The sequence below is a fragment of the Alcanivorax hongdengensis A-11-3 genome (assembly GCF_000300995.1).
GTDB lineage: Bacteria > Pseudomonadota > Gammaproteobacteria > Pseudomonadales > Alcanivoracaceae > Alcanivorax > Alcanivorax hongdengensis.
In genome coordinates this window covers 241,091-258,140 of sequence record NZ_AMRJ01000002.1, presented here as the reverse complement: position 1 = coordinate 258,140, position 17,050 = coordinate 241,091, and the positions used below count along the sequence as shown (strand labels likewise).

General features: G+C 63.6%; 14 protein-coding genes and 1 CRISPR repeat array (1 of these 15 only partly in view). Of the genes, 4 read left to right on the top strand and 10 right to left on the bottom strand.

The window, feature by feature from the left end; translation table 11 throughout:
* Positions 1-188: direct repeats of the CRISPR family, unit length 29 nt; unit sequence CTGTTCCCCGCACCTGCGGGGATAAACCG; it reaches 512 nt to the left of the window's first position.
* Positions 189-532: 344 nt separating this feature from the next.
* Both A11A3_RS02850 and A11A3_RS02840 read left to right on the top strand, forming a co-directional pair.
* Positions 533-751 carry a hypothetical protein gene (locus tag A11A3_RS02850; RefSeq protein ID WP_008927756.1) on the top strand — a complete coding sequence of 73 codons (219 nt, stop codon included), beginning with the start codon at positions 533-535 and terminating at the stop codon, positions 749-751.
* A gap of 637 nt (positions 752-1,388) precedes the next feature.
* Positions 1,389-1,808, top strand: coding sequence for an HIRAN domain-containing protein (locus A11A3_RS02840; protein WP_162136908.1), 420 nt, complete (start codon positions 1,389-1,391; stop codon positions 1,806-1,808).
* Between the two features lie 355 nt (positions 1,809-2,163).
* Here A11A3_RS02840 and A11A3_RS02835 read toward each other — a convergent pair whose 3' ends face one another.
* The 4 genes from A11A3_RS02835 to leuS form a co-directional block, all read right to left on the bottom strand.
* The gene (locus A11A3_RS02835) at positions 2,164-3,033 is read right to left on the bottom strand and encodes a class I SAM-dependent methyltransferase (RefSeq protein ID WP_008927754.1); all 870 of its coding nucleotides are present in this window, start codon (positions 3,031-3,033) and stop codon (positions 2,164-2,166) included.
* A gap of 114 nt (positions 3,034-3,147) precedes the next feature.
* Complete coding sequence (gene holA, locus A11A3_RS02830) at positions 3,148-4,149, bottom strand: DNA polymerase III subunit delta (protein WP_008927753.1); 1,002 nt, start codon at positions 4,147-4,149, stop codon at positions 3,148-3,150.
* The gene (locus tag A11A3_RS02825) at positions 4,149-4,643 is read right to left on the bottom strand and encodes an LPS-assembly lipoprotein LptE (protein ID WP_008927752.1); all 495 of its coding nucleotides are present in this window, start codon (positions 4,641-4,643) and stop codon (positions 4,149-4,151) included. Before A11A3_RS02825 ends, holA begins: the two co-directional genes overlap by 1 nt.
* A 12-nt stretch (positions 4,644-4,655) precedes the next feature.
* Positions 4,656-7,103 carry a leucine--tRNA ligase gene (gene leuS / locus A11A3_RS02820; RefSeq protein WP_008927751.1) on the bottom strand — a complete coding sequence of 816 codons (2,448 nt, stop codon included), beginning with the start codon at positions 7,101-7,103 and terminating at the stop codon, positions 4,656-4,658.
* 165 nt (positions 7,104-7,268) lie between these two features.
* Between leuS and A11A3_RS02815 the strand changes: the two genes are divergently transcribed.
* The gene (locus A11A3_RS02815) at positions 7,269-7,880 is read left to right on the top strand and encodes a YdcF family protein (RefSeq protein WP_008927750.1); all 612 of its coding nucleotides are present in this window, start codon (positions 7,269-7,271) and stop codon (positions 7,878-7,880) included.
* A 26-nt stretch (positions 7,881-7,906) separates the two neighbouring features.
* Here the strand turns inward: A11A3_RS02815 and A11A3_RS02810 are convergent, their stop codons facing one another.
* From A11A3_RS02810 to lnt, 6 genes are all read right to left on the bottom strand, one after another.
* On the bottom strand, positions 7,907-9,631 hold the full coding sequence (locus A11A3_RS02810) for a SulP family inorganic anion transporter (RefSeq protein WP_008927749.1): 1,725 nt from the start codon (positions 9,629-9,631) through the stop codon (positions 7,907-7,909).
* A gap of 1 nt (position 9,632) precedes the next feature.
* Positions 9,633-10,061, bottom strand: coding sequence for a protein tyrosine phosphatase family protein (locus tag A11A3_RS02805; RefSeq protein WP_008927748.1), 429 nt, complete (start codon positions 10,059-10,061; stop codon positions 9,633-9,635).
* A gap of 28 nt (positions 10,062-10,089) precedes the next feature.
* Positions 10,090-11,847, bottom strand: a complete 1,758-nt coding sequence (locus A11A3_RS02800; protein WP_008927747.1) for a SulP family inorganic anion transporter — start codon at positions 11,845-11,847, stop codon at positions 10,090-10,092.
* Positions 11,848-11,850: 3 nt separating this feature from the next.
* A complete protein-coding gene (locus A11A3_RS02795) occupies positions 11,851-13,080 on the bottom strand; it encodes an NAD(P)/FAD-dependent oxidoreductase (RefSeq protein WP_008927746.1) in 1,230 nt (409 codons plus the stop codon).
* A gap of 10 nt (positions 13,081-13,090) precedes the next feature.
* Positions 13,091-13,957, bottom strand: coding sequence for an MBL fold metallo-hydrolase (locus A11A3_RS02790; RefSeq protein ID WP_008927745.1), 867 nt, complete (start codon positions 13,955-13,957; stop codon positions 13,091-13,093).
* A 91-nt stretch (positions 13,958-14,048) separates the two neighbouring features.
* Positions 14,049-15,524 carry an apolipoprotein N-acyltransferase gene (gene lnt / locus A11A3_RS02785; protein ID WP_040296615.1) on the bottom strand — a complete coding sequence of 492 codons (1,476 nt, stop codon included), beginning with the start codon at positions 15,522-15,524 and terminating at the stop codon, positions 14,049-14,051.
* Between the two features lie 137 nt (positions 15,525-15,661).
* Here lnt and A11A3_RS02780 point away from each other — a divergent pair, with 137 nt between their 5' ends.
* Entirely contained in the window at positions 15,662-17,050 is a 1,389-nt protein-coding gene (locus tag A11A3_RS02780) for a B-box zinc finger protein (protein WP_157375259.1), read from the top strand.

Sequence of the window (17,050 nt, the reverse complement as noted above, 5' to 3'; positions counted from 1 at the left end):
AACCGATTTGCTAAATGCATATGACCGTATTATTTGGCTGTTCCCCGCACCTGCGGGGATAAACCGCGCATTTCCTTCATCGCAGGAAATGGGGGAGGCTGTTCCCCGCACCTGCGGGGATAAACCGGATTGGAGCATTCGAGGGCCTGCCCTAATCGACTGTTCCCCGCACCTGCGGGGATAAACAGGCTGGCAAGCGTGAGGGGCAGGCTGTTGAAAAGCCCCTTAGGTACCCTAATGCTTAAATGAGTAGCATTGTGAGCGTGCAACGACCTTGCTGGTGAACAGGCGTCAAACTACATTTACATCCAGGCTTTGTAGCACCTTCATCATTGTGTCATAGCCAAGCTTCAGGGTTTTTACAGGCTTTCCCGCCCCAACCCCGATGCCTTCGCCAGCGCCGCCATGCCCCGCGCTCGGGCCGCCTACCTGAGCGAGTAGAAGCCGCCATGAGGTAGCGCGCCTGCGCAGTGGAGCCGACGAGTAGGGCTTGCTATGATCAAGCCAACAATAAGCAAAACAGGGCATTGGCATGCTGGCATTTGTCGGTTTGATTCTCGGCCTTGGGCTCAGTCTGACGCTGGCGTTTATGGCCCTGTGTCTGCTACTTGTTCCCGTTTTCCCTACTATCGACAGATGGGCTGCAAAACGGCTCCACCGTCAGAGCAGACTGCTGGCGAACTACGATTGGTGCGACCCCATGCAACCCGGCGCGGTGGAACTTCTACTGCGCCGCAACCGCCGTGCCTGAAAACGCACTGGCCCTCTCCCTGTGGACGTGTTGATTTGCAGCATTGCAATATTCATAGGCGCTGTCGCCGCGCTAGGCGCAATCGCCTGGGGCTTGGTGGGCCTCGGGTACGTATTTTATGGTCTGTACTGGCTGTTCGCCCGACCGCTTTTGCGGCTGTTCGAGTATCTGGTGCTGGCCAGGCGTCGGTGCAACAATCTGTAAACTCCGCGAGATCAGGGGCACCGTTACCCAACGCTGCGAATCACGCTACTCACCCTGGCTCATTGTTTCGATCATTGGGCGTAACGCCACGACGGGCAATGGGCGACGTTCTGTCCCACCTTTAGTCGGGCCTGGCGGAGACTTACCGCTCTGCGAGATAGTCATGGCCTCGGATAACACCCTCTAGTTACTGGTACAGCAAAAGCTCTGGATAACCTCGGCGACTCACCGAAAAAGGCGGGCAGCGAGGCCAATATCGCCACGCGTCTCAGCCCCCGGCTGGCGGAGATGTTGTTCCGCACCAGAGGGGTGGCTGCCCTGACGTAAACGTGCGATTGGGATGATTCGTTCCCAGAAGCCAACTGGAAATACTGTACATAGGGTGAGTGCCATTTTGAGGGCAGCTGGGGTGGCAGGGTTGGTGGTGAAGAAAATGGAACAGCGTTTGGGGAGGATCATGAACAGACGAAGAGTATTGCAGTTGCTGTTTTCCGGGACGGTATCCGGGGTAATAGCTCCGGTGGTGGTGCGTTCGAGAGGAAAGGAACAAAGGTTTCGGTTGATGGATACTCGAATCGCCGGTTCCGGTTATTACGCTTTTAGTGGTGTGGCGATGTTGCTGGGCCCCGGAGATGCCTTGAGTTTGCGCAGGCAACCGGAGAACCCCCATGATCACCTTGCGGTCGAAGTCTTCTGGAAGAATCACAAGCTCGGCTATTTGCCACGCCGGGGTAATGCGGTGTCTGCTGCCCTGATGGACCAGGGAGGACGGTTATCCGCCGAGGTGTTAGCCGTGCTGGATCATGCGGAACACTGGGAGCCTTTGGATATTCGGGTGTGGCTGCATGTATAGGATGTTCTTCGAGTCTGAATTTTTCTGGAGATAATGCCGTCTTATATGCGTTCTCTTGAATGAGGCACTGCTTGTAGACGACCCTCAAGGACTGGGTGTAGTGGTCAACGACTGGGGGCTGTGCAAAGCCGGGCTCTACAAAACCCGTGTTGCGCCTGTCCGTGGGAGGGTGTCCTGGTGAAGCCTCGCACACTGATCGGCCCGCCGGTTTTCACCAGCAGGCTAGTGTCTGAAGGGCGGATCATTGGCGATGAAGAATAAGATGAAGCGGCGCCGGACTCGAACCGGATCATGCTGGCCATTATGGCCCGCAACCTTTCCACTAGGAAACTACCGCTTCTGCTTCAGTATAGCCTTACGGGTTTTCCTTTGGGAGCCTTCCCGTGGTTGCTTCCAGTATCCGCACCATGGGGTTGCCGCGGGTTTTGGGGATCGGCAGGGCATCGTAATACTCCGCCGGGTTGTGGATGGTCAGCCGGTCGAAGCCCAGACTTTCGAAGTGGCTGATGGCCTGCGGGTCGGAGTGGAAATGAAAACCCACCTGGCTGCGGGAAATGGTGCCCAGCATGTTGCCCAGGGTCTTCAGGGTGCGGTAGAAGGGCATGCCTTCGTACAGCGGGTAGTTGTCGGTCAGGTAGGTGCCGGCGGGGAAGGCGCGCAGGGCGTCTGCCAGTTTGCGCCAGAAAGCGGAAATCACGGCTAGCGGGAAGTAGTTGACCAGCCCTTCGGTGATCACCACCACCGGTTTGTTGGTGTCCAGCTGGCCCAGTACATGGGCCAGGCTCAGTTCGCCTTCGTCGGCAAAGATGTTGATCGGTTGCACGCGGTGGCGGTCGCTGAGCAGACCCTGTGCGCGCAGCAGGCTTTCCTTGCGGCGCGCCATGTCCGGCAGGTCGGTTTCGATGTAGGTGAGTTCCGGGTACTGCTGACAGAAGCGGTGACCCCGCGGTGACAGGCCGCAGGCAATTTCCACCACCTGGGTGGTTCCTTCGGCAATCAGCTGGTGCAGACGATGGTCGATCAGATGGTGGCGTTGCAGCAGGAAGGTGCGGATGTTGCCGCCCACCACCTTGCGGCCAATGTACTCGAAGGGCGCCAGGGCACCGTACAGAAAGGCGCCGCCCCGGGTGCGGAAGAAGGGGGCGGAAAGGCCGTCACGGGTCCACACGTGGCCGGTGTAGAGCGCAGTAAAGCTGATCGATGACGTGTCGCGGGGTTCGCTCATTGTTGTTCTGGCTGGTTATGACTGAAGGCTCACAGGCTAGCAGAATTGTGCCATTGAGTGATGGCAGATTGGGACAAATTGCTTTTGCGACCGAACGGGGACTGTCTCCGGGGATTAGCGTTCCATGCTGCGCGGCAGGGGCTGGCCAGCCAGGCGCAGGGCCAGGGAGGTGAGGTACTGCCACGGGTCGCCCTTGGCCATGCCCTTGATGCACTGATCGGCACGGATGGCACTGGCCTGGGCCGCCTGCAGCTGGCGGGCGTTGAGGCGACGGGCCTGGGCCTGCATGGCGCGGGCCTTCTGCGGTGGCAGGCGCGGCGGCGGACCGCCGCCGATCAGGCTGTCCAGGGTGCGGATGTCGCGGCTCAGGGCCCACAGCAGCACCGGGGGTTCCACGCCCTCGGCGCGCAGGGTCTGGATGATGTGCATGACGCGCTGGGCGTCGCCCTGGGCGGTGGCTTCGGTGAGGTCGAAGGGCGAGTAGCGGCTGGAATCCCCCACCGCCTGCTGCACGTCTTCCGGGCTTACCTGACCGTTTTCCACCAGCAGGGCGAGCTTGTCCACTTCCTGGGCGGCGGCCAGCAGGTTGCCCTCGCTGCGTTCGATCAGCAGCGCCATGGCATCGTCATTGGCGTGCAGTCCGCGGCTGGTCAGTCGCTCCTGCAGCCAGCTGCGCAGGGCCGGGCCTTCCACCGGCCAGACTTCCATCACGGCGCCCACTTCATCCACCGCTTTGACCCAGGCGCTGTTCCAGTCCTTGCGCCGGTCCAGCCGCGAGCAGCGGATCAGCAACAGGGTGTCGGGGCTGGGGGAGGCCAGCATGTCGCGCAGGATCTGGCTGCCAGCCTTGTCCGGGCGCTTTTCGCCCAGCACCAGTTCGAGAATCCGACGTCCGCCGAACAGGCTCATGCTCTGGGATTCGTTGAGCAGGGCATTCCAGTCGATGCCGGTGTCACTGCTGAAGCGCTGTCGTTCGTCAAAGCCCTGTTCGCGGGCCGCCTGGCGCAGGGTGTCGAGCAGTTCTCCCTGTTGCAGGGGCTCGTCACCGGCCACCAGATAGACCGGCAGCAGGGACTGGGACAGGTGCTTGGCCAGCTGCTCCGGGCGCAGTCGCATCAGTTCACTTCCCAGCCCTGGGTGGCGGCGGCCAGCTGGTTGATCAGGCGCACGATGATGTCGTCGTACAGGTCTTCGCGCACCAGCTGCTCTTCATCGGAGGAGGCGGTGGCATTGTCCGGGTACCAGGCAAAGCTGCGCAGAGCCATCAGGCGTTTGGGAGCGGTGAGCAGGGCGCCGCTGTCGCGGCTCTCCAGGTGCCAGACAATCTGGTAGCGCAGCTCGATTTCCGCCTGCCGGCCCTGGTCATCCACCGCCGCGGTGCGTCGGCTCCAGTCCTCGTCCTCGATCACCAGAATGTAGGGCGATTCGTTATGGACCAGTACGCCTTCGTCTTCCAGCTTGTCTTCCAGCGGATAGCGCAACTGGGCGCTGGCGCCTTTCAGCGTGACCGTGTCCAGGGATGGCGTCTGGGTGGCGCCACGCAGCTGCCAGCCGCAGGCACTTAGCCAGACCGTCAGCAGCAGGACCAGAAAAGGGCGGAGCAATCGCATCAGTCAGTTCCGTTAGTTGGCAACAATATTGACCAGCTTGCCCGGTACCACAATCACCTTGCGCACCGTCTTGCCGTCGATAAAGCGTTGCACGTTTTCCTCTTCCAGGGCCAGTGCTTCCAGTGCCGCCTTGTCGGCACTGGCCGGTACCGCCAGCTTGGCGCGTACCTTGCCGTTGACCTGCACCACCAGCTCCACGGTGTCCTTCACCAGGGCGCTTTCATCTACCTGGGGCCAGGTAGCATCCAGCGCCGGGTCGGCATGGCCTAGAGCCTGCCAGAGGCTGTGGGCGGCATGGGGAATGATCGGGGACAGCAGCAGCACGGCGGCTTCCAGGGCCTCCTGACGCACCGCGCGGCCAGCGTCGTCGCCGGCCTCGAACTTGCTGATCTCGTTGACCAGTTCCATCACCGCGGCAATGGCGGTGTTGAAGGTGGCGCGGCGACCGTAGTCGTCGCTGACCTTCTGGATGGTTTCGTGGGTCTTGCGGCGCAGGCCCTTGCCGGCGTCATCCAGCGCGGCCTTATCGAGTGCGATACAGGCGCCACCGCTGACATGGTCGGCCACTTGCCGCCACAGACGCTTGATGAAACGGTGGGCGCCTTCCACGCCGGCATCGTTCCATTCCAGTGACTGTTCCGGCGGCGCCGCGAACATCATGAACAGGCGCACGGTGTCGGCGCCGTATTCCTCGATCATGGTTTGCGGATCCACAGTGTTGCCCTTGGACTTGGACATCTTGGCGCCGTCTTTGAGCACCATGCCCTGACACAGCAGTTGCTTGAAGGGCTCGTCGGATTCCACCAGGCCGCTGTCGCGCAGCAGCTTGTGGAAGAAGCGCGAATACAGCAGGTGCAGGATGGCGTGCTCGATGCCGCCGATATACTGATCCACTGGCAGCCAGTAGTTGGCGGCGGCCGGGTCCAGCATGGCCTGGTCGTTCTGCGGGCAGCAGTAACGGGCGTAGTACCAGCTGGATTCCATGAAGGTGTCGAAGGTGTCGGTTTCGCGCAGCGCCGGCTGGCCGTTGAAGGTGGTCCTGGCCCACTCCGGGTCGGCCTTGATGGGGCTGTTGACGCCGTCCATTTCCACGTCGGTGGGCAGGATCACCGGCAGCTGGTCTGCCGGGGTGGGGTGCAGTTCACCGTCTTCGGTTTCCACCATGGGAATCGGTGCGCCCCAGTAGCGCTGGCGGGAGACGCCCCAGTCGCGCAGGCGGTAGTTGACCTTCTTCTCGCCCAGGTTGCGCTCGGTGAGCCAGGCGGCGATGGCGTCGAAGGCCTCGGCGGAGGTCTTGCCGCTGAATTCGCCGGAGTTCACCAGCGTGCCCTTTTCGGTGAAGGCCTGGTTGCCCAGATCGATGGTTTCACCGTTGGCCGGCTCGATCACCTGGTTGATGGGCAGGTCATATTTTTGCGCGAATTCGAAGTCGCGCTGGTCGTGGGCAGGCACCGCCATGACGGCGCCGGTGCCGTAGCTCATCAGCACGAAGTTGGCGATCCATACCGGTACCGGCTCGCCGCTGATCGGATGGGTGGCGGTGAGGCCGGTGGCGATACCCTTTTTCTCCATGGTGGCCATGTCGGCTTCGGCCACCTTGGTGTGCTGGCACTCTTCCACGAAAGCGGCGATGTCGGCATTGCCGGCGGCGGCTTTCTGCGCCAGCGGGTGGCCGGCGGCCACCGCCACATAGCTGACGCCCATCAGGGTATCCGGGCGGGTGGTGTAGACGCGCAGCGGGTCTTCACCCTCGATGGCGAACGTCAGTTCCACCCCTTCGGAGCGGCCGATCCAGTTGCGCTGCATGGTCTTGACCTGCTCCGGCCAGCCGTCCAGCTGGTCCAGATCGTTGAGCAGCTCGTCGGCATAATCGGTGATCTTGATGAACCACTGGGGAATGTTCTTCTGCTCCACCGGGGTGTCGCAGCGCCAGCAGCAGCCGTCGATAACCTGCTCGTTGGCCAGCACGGTCATGTCGTGGGGGCACCAGTTGACGGTGGACTGCTTGCGGTACACCAGGCCCTTTTCATAAAGCTTGGTAAAGAACCACTGTTCCCAGCGATAGTATTCCGGGGTGCAGGTAGCCAGCTCCCGGTCCCAGTCGTAACCGAAGCCCAGGCGCTTGAGCTGGCCCTTCATGTAGTCGATATTCTCGAAGGTCCACTTGGCCGGCGCCACCTTGTTCTTGATGGCGGCGTTCTCGGCGGGCAGGCCGAAGGCATCCCAGCCCATGGGCTGCAGCACGTTCTTGCCCAGCATGCGCTGGTAGCGGCTGACCACGTCACCGATGGTGTAATTGCGCACATGGCCCATGTGTAGCCGGCCGGACGGGTAGGGGAACATGCTCAGGCAGTAGAACTTTTCCTGGCCGGGCTTTTCGGTCACCTTGAAGCTCTGGTTGTCTTCCCAGAAGCTCTGGGCTTGGGCTTCGATCTGTTCGGGGCGATACTGTGCGTCCATCGGGTCTCTACTAATTACAAGTCACGGGTCACAAAAACAAAAACATCGCGAGGGGAACATCGCGGTTGGCGAAGGGGACATAGGATACATGAGCTTGGGGCGGATTTCTCAATCACGGCGGCGGCGAGCCGGGGAATTTTTCATGGCCAGCGGATGGAGACGGGCATGCTGCTGACCTGGCTGGTATTGCTGGTCCTGGTCGGGGCCACCCTGCCGGCGGTAGTGCGGGGCATGTTGCCGCCGCTGCCGGCTCGCCAGCCCGTGGTTCGCCCCCAGGCGGTGGTGGTGCTGGGTGCCGGGCGACGTTACCAGCGGGGGCGCTACCGGCTTTCTGACCGGGGCCTGCGCCGGCTGCGCCATGCCGCCGAGCTGGCCGAGCGCGAGGGGTTGCCGCTACTGGTCAGCGGCGGGCAGAAGGGCGCCCGCCATCCGGGCCAGCCTTCCGAGGCGTCACTGATGGCCACCGCCGTGCGGCGGCGCTGGCCCGGCGTCACCGTGATCGAGGAAAGCGCCAGCCGCAACACCTGGGAAAATGCCCGTTACAGCGTCGATGTGCTGACCCTGCGCGGCATTGACGAAATCTGGCTGGTCAGTGACCGCTCGCACCTGTCGCGGGCGCTGCTGTGCTTTCGCCACCAGGGCATGCTGGCGCACCCGAGCTGGGCCAGGCGCTTGCCCCGGCAGGCCTGGGTGCCATCCGCGGGGGCGCTCTCCATGGTGCCGGAGATCTGGTACGAGTGGCTCGCCCTGGCCTGGTACCAGCTGCGTTATTTCTGACCGACCCCCTGGAGGATAGCGGTATATCAGGGGCTCTCGGCGGCCAGGGTTTCCATCGCCTGGTGATGGCTGAGAAAGATCTGGCCGGTGAGCTGTTCGGGAATCTCGGTGCGTTTGAGCAGATCCATCACCGGGCCTTTCACCTCCGAGAGATTGAGCACCACGCCGGCATGGGCAAGCCGATCGTTGAGGCTTTTCAGGCTATCCACGGCGCTGGCATCCAGGTGGTTGATGGCCGAGCACTGCACGATCACCTGCCGAACCTGCGGGCGCTGCATGGCGCTGTCATAGATCAGGTCTTCCAGCTGCCGGGCGTTGCCGAACCACACCGATTCGTCCACACGCATGGCGAGCACATGGGCGCTGACTTCCACCTCATGGCGTTGCACATTGCGAAAGTGCTGGGTGCCCGGCACCCGGCCCACTTCGGCCACATGGGGCTGGCTGGTGCGCCACAGGAACAGGGCCAGTGACAGCGTCACACCGATGATCAGGCCGGCCTGCACGCTGATGGTCAGCACGCCCAGCAGGGTGGCCGCCATGGCCAGGCTGTCGGCGCGGCTGAAACGCCACAGGTGTTTCAGCTCCCCCAGCTCCACCAATGGCAGCACCGCCACCACGATGATGGCCGCCAGGGTGGCCTGGGGCAGGTAGAAAAAGGCGCGGGTAAAACACAGCGCCACCAGGGCAATGCCGGCGGCGGCCAGAATGCCGGTGAGCGGGGTGCGGGCGCCGGAATCCTGGCTGACCGTGGAACGGGAAAAACTGCCGGTGACGGCAAAGGCCCCGGACAGGCCGCTGATGACATTGGCCAGCCCCAGGCCCATGAGCTCCCGGTTGGGGCGGATGCGCTGGCGTTTGCGGGCGGCCAGCGCCTGCGCCAGGGTAATCGATTCCACAAAACCGATCAGTGCCAGCAGGGCGGCGGGGCCGGCCAGGTCCAGCCAGTGTTGCAGTGGCAGGGACGGCAAGGTCAACGCCGGCAGCCCGGCGGGCAGTGTGCCAACCACGGCCAGGCCATGATGGTTCAGCTGGGCGGCGGCGCTGATCAGGGTGGTTAACGCCACCGCCACCAGCGGCCCCAGTTTGCCCAACAGTTTGCCGGTTTCCCGCCAGCGTGTGCGTTTTTGCAGTTGTGTGCCCAGCCAGCGGGGCAACAGCAGGCAGGCCAGCGCCAGGCCGGCCATCACTACCGTGGTGCTTTGCCACCGGGGCCATTCGGTGAGCAGGCCCTGCCACAGGCCGATAAAGTCATGGGCGGCAACGTTGATACCCAGCATGTGGGGCAGCTGGCTGGTGGCAATCAGCAGGCCGCAACCGCTGATGAAGCCGACGATCACCGGGTGGCTGAGCAGATTGGTGAGCCAGCCCATGCGCAGTACGGCCATCAGTACCAGTAGCGCGCCGGAAAGAATGGCCAAGACCATGGCCGCGGCCATGAAGGTGGCACTGTCGCCGCGGGCCAGGCTGCCGGCGGCGGACAGGGTAATCAGTGAGGTGAGGGCGGCGGGCCCCACCGCCAGGGCCCGGCTGCTGGCAAACAGGCCGTACAGTATCAGCGGCAGCATGCTGGCGTAGAGCCCGGTGACCGGCGGCATGCCGGCCAGCTGGGCATAGGCCAGCCCCTGGGGGACCAGCAAAATGGTGACGATCAGTGCTGCCAGGGCATCGCCACTGGCATCCTGGCGGGTGTAACCGCTGAGCCATTCGCTGGCCGGCAGCCAGCGAAGCCACCGTGGCGTGGCGGCCATATCAGCCGTTCCGTCGCTGGTCCAGGCGTGATACCAGGCCGCTCAGGTCATAGCCGGCCTGCTGGGCGGTGGACACGATGGTGTCATTGTCCAGGGCTTCCGCCTGGGTCAGGGCCCACAGGGTGGTACAACGGGTACCGGTGCGGCAGAAGGCCAGCACCGGCGTTTCCGCCAGGGTGACGATGGCATCGAAGCCGTCGATATCGGTTTCGGCGATGTTGCTGCCCACCACCGGCTGGTAGGCATACTCGAGCCCGGCGGCCTGGGCTGCGGCGGCCATTTCGGCGCTGCTGGGCTGATCTTCCGCCTCGCCATCCGGGCGGTTGTTGATAATGGTCTTGAAACCGGCCTCGGCCAGCTGGGCCATGTCTTCCGGGCGCAGTTGCGGCGCGACGCTGAGGGTGTCGGTCAGACGTTTGATGGTAACCATGAAGACTCCTTGAAAATGTCGCTCTAGCTTAACGCTGCACAGCCGGGCTGCAAGAGGCACTGTCGCGTGTTGCCAGGCAATCCGGGGCCAGTGCCTGTATCGCCTGGTAATGGCTCAGGAAGATGTTTCCGCTCAGCTGATCAGGCAGTTCGGTATGCTTGAGCTGGTCCATCACCGGCCCCTTGATCTCCGACAGGTGCAGGGTGATGCCGGCGTCGCGCAGGCGCTGGTTCAGGCTCAGCAGGCTGTCCACGGCACTGGCATCCAGGTGATTGATGGCCGCGCCCATGAGCACCACATGGCGAGTCTGAGGCCGCAACAGGGCCGCATCGTAGATCTGGTCTTCCAGCCGCCGGGCATTGGCGAAGTACAGGGATTCATCAATGCGCATGCCCAGCACGCCGGGGCTGACCCGTACCTGGTGGCGCTGCACATTGCGAAAGTGTTCGGTGCCGGGGACCAGGCCGATTTCCGCCACATGGGGCTGGTTGGTGCGCCACAGATAGAGTGCCAGCGAGGTGCTGACGCCGGCCAGTACGCCGGCCTCCACGCCCCAGCCGAGTACCCCGACAATGGTGGTGGCCATGGCCAGGAAATCCAGCCGCGAGAAGCGCCAGGTGTGTACCAGAGCGCGCAGATCCACCAGCGTCAGTACGGCTACCATGATGGTGGCGGCCAGGGTGGCCTTGGGCAGGTAGGTGAACCAGCCGGTCAGAAAGAGGGCGGTGAGGGCGATGCCCAAAGCGGTGAAGACACCGGCCATGGGCGTCTGTGCGCCGGCGTCAAAGTTGACCACGGAACGGGAAAAACCGCCGGTTACCGGGAAGCCGCCGCTGAAGGCGCTGGCCAGGTTGGCGGTGCCCAGGCCCATCAGTTCCTGATTGGGGTTAATGCGCTGACGGCGCTTGGCGGCCAGGGTCTGGGCCACGGAAATGGATTCCACGAAGCCGATCAGGCTGATCAGCAGGGCCGGGATGGCAAGCTGCTGCCAGAGTGCCATATCCAGCGCCGGCAGCATGAAGTCCGGCAGGCCCCTGGGAATGTCGCCGACAATGGCCATGCCGCCCTGCTGCAGTTGCAGCTGGTAGACCACCAGGCTGGAGCCCAGCACGGCCACCACCGGCCCGGCCTTGCTGATCAGGTCGGCACTGAAGGGCGGCAGGCCCAGGCGCAGCAACAGGGGCTTGAGGTAACGACGCACCCAGAGCAGAAAGATCAGCACGGCGCTGCCCAGTGCCACCGTGGGCCAGTGGCTATCGCCAAGGTGTTGCGTCAGTGAACCGAGCAACTGCGGCAGGTTGTGGCCGGAAAGTGGCACGCCCAGCATGTGCTTGAGCTGGCTGGCAGCGATCAGCAAGCCGGAGGCGGTGATAAAGCCGCTGACCACCGGGTGGGACAGCAGGTTGCTGATCCAGCCCATTTTCAGCACCGCCATGGCCACCAGCATCAGCCCTGACAGCACTGCCAGGATAATGGCCGCAGCCAGGTATTCCGGGCTGCCGGTGCTGGCCACTTCGCCGGCGGCGGCGGCGGTCATTAACGAGGCCACTGCCACCGGCCCCACCGCCAGCGTGCGGCTGGAGCCGAACACGGCGTAGGCCACCAGCGGCAGGATACTGGCGTACAGTCCCACCTCCGGCGGCAGGCCGGCGAGCATGGCGTAGGCCAGGCTCTGGGGAATCAGCATGATGGTGACGATCACCGCCGCCACGCCGTCCGCGGCGGCGGTCTGACGGTTATAGTGGCGCAGCCACTGGCCGGCGGCGATGTGACGTAACCCTTTCATGGCTTACAGGCGTGCCGGTTTGGCCAGCCATTCGTGGCCCTTGAGCATGAGATCGAAATAGATGCGTGGCATGGCCTTGGCCTTGAGCCACCACATGCTCTTGCGCGCCACCGTCGGGTTGAGCGGGAACGAGGGCTGCAGGACCCCCTGGTAACCGAACTCGGCCAGCACCACCTTGCCCTTTTCCACCGTCAGCGGGCAGGCCCCATAGCCCTCGTAACGGGCGGTCAGCGGTTTGTCGGCGAGCATGGCGATCAGGTTTTCCGCCACCACCGGCGCCTGCTTGCGAACCGCGGCGGCGGTTTTGGCGTTGCTGGCGCCGCAGGCATCTCCGAGGCTGAAAACATTGTCAAAGCGTGGATGCTGGAGGGTCGCTTCGTCCACGGCGACCCAGCCGGCGTCGTTGGCCAGTTCGCTGTCTCGAACAAAGCGCGGGGCCCGCTGGGGCGGGACCACATGGAGAAAATCGAAGTCCTCGTAGCGGTCGTGGCTTGCCCCTTCGGTATCCGTATCCCGGAACAGGGCCTGGCGGGCGCCGCCGTCCACAGCCACCAGCTGGCTGTTGAAATTCAGGTGAGCCTGGTAGCGCTTCACGTACTCCATCAACGGCGGGACGAAATCTGCCACACCGAACAGCACGCCACCGGCGTTGTGAAATTGCACGTCCACGTCCTTCAGGCAGCCTCGTTGCTCCCAGTGATGACAGGACAGATACATGGCTTTCTGCGGGGCGCCGGCACACTTGATTGGCATGGGCGGCTGGGTAAAGAGCGCGCGCCCCTGTCTGAGCTGGCTGACACATTCCCAGGTGTAGGGCGCCAGCTCGAACAGGTAGTTGCTGGAGACCCCGTTGCTGCCCAGGGTGGCTTCCAGCCCTTCAATGGCGCCCAGATTGAGTTCCAGCCCCGGTGCCACCACCAGTGCCCGATAATAGAGCGATTGGCCATCGTCCAGGCCGACACGCTGTTGTGCCGGGTCCATGACTGTCACCCGGGAGCGCACCCATTTGGCGCCGTCCGGGATCAGTGATGCGGTGCTGCGGCAGGTGGCCGCCGGTTCAAAGCTGCCGGCGCCCACCAGCGTAAAAGCCGGCTGGTAATAGTGCCGGTCGCTGGGTTCAACGATGGCGATGGCCAGGTCCGGGCGGCGCTTGAGCAGGCTGGCGCAGCAGGCAATGCCCGCCGCGCCGCCGCCCACGATGATGACATCCCATTGGTTCTGCTTGTTGGTCATGGCCGGTTCCTTACAGGGCGTTAAGCGGGATCTTCAGATAGCTCACGCCGTTGTCCTCGGCGGGCGGCAGGTGGCCGGCGCGCATGTTGACCTGCACTGACGGCAGGATCAGGCGTGGCATGTCGAGGGTGGCATCGCGGGATTCACGCATGCTCACGAAATCTTCCTCACTGATCCCTTCGTGGACATGGATATTGTGCTGGCGCTGATCACCCACGGTGGTTTCCCAGACAAACGCCTCGCGGCCCTCCGGCAGGTAGTCATGGCAGAGAAACATGCGGGTCTCGTCCGGCAGGGCCAGCAGCTTCTGGATGGACTGGTAGAGCGTGCGGGCATCGCCACCGGGGAAATCACAACGGGCGGTGCCGTAATCGGGCATGAACAGGGTATCACCCACGAACAGGGCATCACCGATCAGGTGGCTCATGCAGGCCGGCGTGTGCCCCGGCGTGTGGATGGCGCGGGCCTCGATGTTGCCCACCTTGTAGGTCTCGCCATCCTTGAACAGGTGGTCGAACTGGCGGCCATCGCGGGCAAACTCGGTGCCGGCGTTGAAAATCTTGCCGAAGGTGTCCTGCACCGTGCGGATATGTTCGCCAATGGCCAGCTTGCCGCCCACCTGCTCCTGGATCCAGGGCGCTGCGGACAAGTGATCCGCATGCACATGGGTCTCCAGCAGCCAGTCCACGGTCAGGCCCTGCTCGCGGACATAATCAACGATCTGTCGGGCGCTGCCGTGATCCGTGCGGCCGGCATTGGGCGCGTAATCCAGCACCGAATCGACGATGGCGCAGTGGCTGGTGGCCGGATCTGTCACCACATAGCTGACGGTGTTGGTGTCGTGATCGAAAAAGGCTTTGACTTGTGGTTGAGACATGATTGCCTCCTGTAACAGTGGGTGCGATTACCACTGTTATAGGGGCAAAAAACGACCAAGTCAAATTTAGTTATAAGCTTATTCTAAAATATTATATATCGCTCCGGACTTGTGGCCTCAGGGCATAGCCGAGGCCGATCAGCACCGCCGAGAGCAGCAACCAGGGGCCGATGCCAAAGCGCATGAAGGGGGTCTGGCCACGGCGTGGCTGGTATTCACCGTAGAGTACGCCACGCTCGAACTGGGGCAGGCGGTCGGTAACCTGGCCTTTTTCGTTGATGATGGCGGTGATGCCGTTGTTGGTGTCGCGCAACAGCCAGCGGCCGGTTTCCCGGGCGCGCAGGCGAGCCATCTGGAAGTGCTGATGCGGCCCGGCGGAATGGCCGAACCAGGCATCGTTGCTGATGGTCAGCAACAGGTCAGCATTATGGCTGCGCTCGGCCACCAGATCCGGGTAAAGAATCTCGTAGCAGACAAAGGGCGCCACCGTATGGCCCAGGGCCCGCAGGTTGGGCTGGCTGGGTTTGCCCGGGGTAAACCCGGACATGGGCAGATCGAAGAAGGGGATCAGGCCGCGAATCAGCGATTGCATGGGCACGTACTCGCCGAAGGGCACCAGCTTCTGTTTGTGGTAGACGCCGCGCAGGCCATCCTTGCCGATGGAGGCGATGCTGTTGTGGTAAGTGATACCCGCGTCGCTGTCGCTACGCCAGGGCAGGCCGGTGATCAGGGCGCCACCCCGGTCAGCCAGCGCCTTGCCCTGATCATCGATAAAGCCGTGGATGTCCTGGTAGAACTCGATCATGGCGGACTCCGGCCAGATCACCAGGGTGTCCGCCGGGATCGGTGCTGTCAGGTCCTGGTAGATCTCGCGGGTGGCACTGCGCATGGTCATCTGCCACTTGATGTCCTGGGGGATGTTGCCCTGCACCAGCGCCACTTTCTGCCTGGGACCACTGGCATGGGTAAAGGGCGTGTCGGGCATCAGCAGGGCGCCGGTCATCAGGGCAACCGTGAGGGCCGCGGGCAGCCAGGCATGGCGCTGGCGACGCAGCAGCATGACCACGCTGGCGCCCATCAGTACCGCCACCAGTGTCAGCAGCCAGACTCCGCCCAGTGGTGCCAGCCGGGCCAGCGGGGTATCCACCAGGGCATAGCCGGCGTAGAGCCAGGGGAAACCGGTCAGCAGCCAGCCGCGCACCCAGTCGAGCACCACCCAGAGGCCGGCAAACGCCAGTGCCGAGCGGCCCAGCTTCCAGCTCAGGTAAAAGGTCAGGCCATAATAAAGGGCGATCACAGCGGCAAAGATGCCGGTGAAGGGCACCGCCATCCACAGGGGCATGAAGCCGTAGTCGTGCATGGAAACATGCAGCCAGGCAACGCCGAAGCCGAACATGCCCAGCCCATAGAGCCAACCGCGTAGCAGGGCATCCCGGGCGCTGCCTGCCCGTTGCAGGGTCCAGAAGCCCAAGCCGATGCTGACCGGCAACAGGAACACCCAGCCATAGGGGGCAAAGGCAAGGGGAAACAGCAGGCCGGCGGTCAGGGCCAGCAATCTATCGCGCATGAGTAGAGACCCGGGCAGAATACGAATAAAGTATGTTGCATAAAAATGCGCTTGATCGCAGTGTCGCCCCTTTGCCGGTGACACCGGCAAGCGGGCATAAAAGGCGCGCAAGCGCTGGCAAGCTTGGGGGCATCATAGTGAATCACTATTGCAAGTACCATCCGGGGACGGCGGCGCTGTGGTATTGCCCGCATGATGGTCTGCATCTGTGTCAGCAATGTGTGGACGGTGGGGATGGGCCATCGGCTGTTGCCCATTGTCTGTTGTGTAACCAGCCCCTTGCCGCTGCGGATGCGGAACGGTCCCGCACCCCGTTATGGCAGCAGCTGGATCGTTACCTGCGCTTCCCCTTTTCCCCGCAATGGCTGCCGGTGGCCCTGATCTGGGCAGGACTGGCGGCGTTGTTGCCGCCGTTGTGGATCAGTGTGGCCGTGGTACTGCTGGGCGGGCTGCCGGCCATGGGTATCGGCAGTGCGGTGCTGGCCGAACGCGGTCGGGAGCGCAGCAGCCGGAGTCGACGGGCGACGACGTCGGGCTGGCGGGCACTGACGCCGCTGTCGCGTTGGCGCACGGCCCTGTTTCAGGGGCTGCCGGTGCTGGTGGTGTTGGCCGGCAGTGGGGTGCTGTTGTTGACCGTGTCGGTATCCGCGGGCCTGCTGGTGGGCGGGCTGCTGCTATTGCTGGTGCCGGCCATCTGGCTGGCAGTGGAAGTGGAAGGGGCCGGCCCCGGGGCCTATGCGGCCATGCCGGGCTTGCTGTTGTCCGCCTCACGGGACGGGCTGGTGGCGGCCCTGTTCGCCTCGCTGGGCTGGATGTTGTGTGTGGCACTGATCAGTGTGGCCATGGATCTGTTACCCATGCCGGCGGTGCAGGCCTTGGCAGCGGGCCTGGCCGGCTGCTGGTGGCTGGCGCTGTCAGCGTTGTGTGGTGACTTGCTGGCCCGCCACGGCCGTCGGTGGGGGTATCAGGGGGCGGCGGTGCCCCGCGCCACCGAGCCTCTGGATCAGCGCCGCGAGCGGGTGCAGCTGGCGGCGGGGGCTTTTGATCGGGTGCTGATTGGCGTCAGCAAAACCCTGAAAGGCAAAAAAGCGACCCTGGCGGATTGGCAGCAGCATGATCGTCTGCTGGCGGTACTGGGGCGCGAGGACGAGCGCCGTCGCCGCCGTGAAGACTACCTGGATGTGTTAATCGGCGCCGAAGCCTGGCAGGAGGCCCTGGCGCTGCTGGCACGACAGCGCCGTGAAGAGCCGCAATGGTTGCCGGGCTCGGCGGGGCTGCGTCTGGCGCTGGCACGGGGCGTGGCCGACAGCGCCCCCAAGGTGGCGGTACAATTGCTCAAGGACCTGCACGAACAGCACCCGGGCTTCGACGGCGTGGGGGAAGCCTATCTGCTGCTGGCGCAGATTCTGGCCGAGCAGTTTGGTCTGGCCGGCAAGGCCGAGCAGTACCTGCGCTTTGTGGAAAGTCATTGTCGCGATGCCAAGCTGCGCCAGCAGGTGGCCCGTTGCCGCGAAGCCTGGGCCTGA